General features: G+C 73.1%; 2 protein-coding genes. Both read right to left on the bottom strand.

Annotated features, from left to right (window positions below):
- Positions 1-1,505 (bottom strand): N-acetylglucosamine-specific PTS transporter subunit IIBC (gene nagE, locus G3573_RS21000; RefSeq protein ID WP_163263596.1); only part of this gene is annotated, 1,505 nt, incomplete at its 3' end.
- 11 nt (positions 1,506-1,516) lie between these two features.
- Positions 1,517-3,060, bottom strand: a 1,544-nt coding sequence (gene ptsP / locus G3573_RS20995; RefSeq protein WP_163263595.1) for a phosphoenolpyruvate--protein phosphotransferase, incomplete at its 5' end; no start/stop codon positions are given.

The following is a 3,060-nucleotide window of genomic DNA, read 5'->3' as shown; positions in this document are numbered from 1 at the left end:
CGCTTGGGCGACGCCGCCGGCGCGATCGGCGCGGCGGTCGCGGCAGGCTTGGACGCCTGTCCCCCGCGCGCGGCCGCGGCGCGGATCTCGCCGGCCACCTGGTCGGCGATCGGGCCCAGCACGATCTGCAGGGCGGTGGCCGACGGCTTCACCAGGCCGCGCGCGCCCAGGTCCTTCAGCGCGCCGGCGTTGACCGCCGACTGGTCGACCACCTCCAGGCGCAGGCGCGTGGTGCAGGCGTCGATCGAAGTCAGGTTGGCGGCTCCGCCGAGCGCGCGGACGAACTGCTCGCCGCGCGTGCCGGTCGGGACCGGCGCCTCCGCCGCGACCGCCTCGTCGAGCTCGCGGCCCGGCGTCTGCAGCTTGAAGACGGCGATGCACAGGCGGAACAGGCCGTAATAGGCGGCGGCGTAGGCCAGGCCGACCGGGATCAGCAGCCAGCCGTTGGTGCCCTTGCCGAAGCTCAGCACATAGTCGAACGCCCCGGCCGAGAAGCTGAAGCCCAGCCGCACGTTCAAGAGGTCCATGATCACCATGGACAGGCCGGTCAGCAGGGCGTGGATCGCGTACAGCAGCGGCGCCAGGAACATGAAGGTGAATTCGATCGGCTCGGTGACCCCGGTCAGGAACGAGGTCAGGGCCATGGACAGCAGCATGCCGCCGACCGCCTTGCGCCGCTCCGGCCGGGCCGCGTGGTACATGGCCAGGCAGGCGGCCGGCAGGCCGAACATCATCACCGGGAAGAAGCCGGTCATGAAGGCGCCGGCCGACGGATCGCCGGCGAAGAAGCGGCCCAGGTCGCCGGTGGCGCCGTGGTAGTCGCCCAGCACGAACCAGGCGAGGTTGTTGATGATGTGGTGCAGGCCGGTGACCAGCAGGGCCCGGTTCAGCACGCCGTAGCCGAACAGGCCGATCTCGCCGGACTCCAGCACCGTGCGGCTGAGCTCGTCCATGCCGTGCTCGACATAGGGCCACCCGAAGCCGAAGGCCGCCGCCAGCAGCAGGCCCGCGAAGCCCGAGGCGATGGGCACGAAGCGCCGACCGCCGAAGAAGGCGAGGTAATCGGGCAGCTTGATCTCGCCGTAGCGGTTGTAGAGGCCGCCGGCGATCAGACCGGACAGCAGACCGATCGGCACCGACAGCTTGCCGACCGCCCCGTCCTTGAAGGCCGCCTCAGCCAGCCCGCGAAACTTGTCGGCCACGTCGGCGGTGACCTCGGGCGGCACGGCGATCAGCACCTTGGCGCCCTGGGTGGCGACCAGATAGCCGACCGCACCGGCGAGGCCGGCCGCGCCGTGGTTCTCGCGCGCGAAGCCGACCGCCACGCCGATGGCGAACAGCAGGCCCAGGTTGGAGAAGATCGCCTGGCCGGCGGCGCTGATGAAGGCGATGTTCAAAAGGTCGGGCTGGCCCAGGCGCAGCAGCAGGCCCGCCACCGGCAGGACCGCGATGGGCAGCATGAGCGCCCGGCCGAGCTTCTGGAGACCTGCGAGCGGAGATTTCATGGCGGGGCTCCTCAGGCGCGCTCGGCGATCGCCGGCCAGGTCTTCAGCACCAGGGCCCGCACCTCGGCGGCCGAGGTCAGGTCCAGGGCACGCGAGGCTGCGGCGCGGCAGTCGCTGGCGCGCAGGTCGCGGATCACCGCCTTCAGGCCGGGGACGGCCGAAGGCGCGGCGGACAATTCGGTGACGCCCAGGCCGATCAGAATCGGCGCGGCGACGGGATCAGAGGCCAGGCCGCCGCAGACGCCGACCCAGCGGCTGTTGCGCGCGCCGCCGTCGCAGGCGGCCTTGATCAGGCGCAGCACGGCCGGATGCAGGCTGTCCAGCTGAGAGGCCAGCTGCGGATGGCCGCGGTCCATGGCCAGCACGTACTGGGTCAGGTCGTTCGTGCCGATCGACAGGAAATCGGCCTCGGCCGCCAGCTGGTCGGCCAACACGGCCGAAGCCGGGGTCTCGACCATGATGCCCAGCTGGGCCGGTTCCTTGCGGCCGATCTGGGCGCGGATCTCGTCCAGCATGGCGCGCACCGCGCGCAGCTCGGCCAGCGAGGCCACCATCGGCAGCATGATCTTGCACTGGTCGACGGGCCGCACCCGCAGGATGGCGCGCAGCTGGGTCCGCAGCAGGTCCGGGCGGTGCAGGCCGGTGCGCACGCCGCGCAGGCCCAGCGCCGGGTTCTCCTCGTGCGGCAGCGGCAGGTAAGCCAGCGGCTTGTCGCCCCCGGCGTCCAGCGTGCGCACGATCAGCGGCCGGCCGGCCAGCCCCGTGGCCACCGCCTGGTACTGGGCGAACTGCTCGTCCTCGTCGGGCGGCGTGGCGCGGTCCAGGAACAGGAATTCGGTGCGCAGCAGGCCGCAGCCCTCGGCCCCGCCCTCCACCGCCGCGGCGGCTTCGACCGCGGCGCCCAGGTTGGCGAACACCTCGATGCGCGCGCCGTCGGCGGTCACGCAGTCCTGGCGGGCGGCGGCGCGCTCGACCGAGCGGCGGTCGGCGTGAGCCCGCACCAGGCTTCGGACCGTGTCGACCTCGTCCTTGGACGGGGCCAGGTGCAAGACGCCCTTGGTCGCGTCCAGGATCACCGGCGCGCCCTCGGCGACGTCCATCACGCGAGAGCCGGCCGCGACCACGGTCGGCACGCCTTGCGCGGCAGCCAGGATGACCACGTGAGCGGTCGGGCCGCCGCGGGCCAGGCAGATCCCGGCCAGGCGGCTCAGGTCCAGCCCCACGAACTGCGAGGGCAGCAGGTCGTCGGCGATCAGGATGGTTTCGGGCGGCAGGCTGGGGCCGGTCGGGACCTGGTCGCCGGCCAGCACGGTCAGCACCTGGCGCTCCAGGTCCAGCAGGTCGCCGACCCGCTCGGCCATGCGCGCGTCGCCCAGAGCCTTCAGCGCTTCGGCCTGGCCGCGCACGGCGGCGCGCCAGGCGAAGCCGGCGCTCGCGCCGCGCTCGATACGGGCCTGCGCCTCGCCCACCAGCGCCGGGTCGTCCAGCAGAGCCAGGTGGGCGGCCAGAATGTCGGCGCGCTCGCGCCCGCCTTCGGCCGCGGCGGCTTCCAGCC

The sequence above is a fragment of the Caulobacter sp. 17J65-9 genome (genome assembly GCF_010975005.1).
Taxonomy (GTDB): Bacteria; Pseudomonadota; Alphaproteobacteria; order Caulobacterales; family Caulobacteraceae; genus 17J80-11.
The sequence above is the reverse complement of the archived record's forward strand: the minus strand, read 5'-3'. Positions and strand labels throughout refer to the sequence as shown.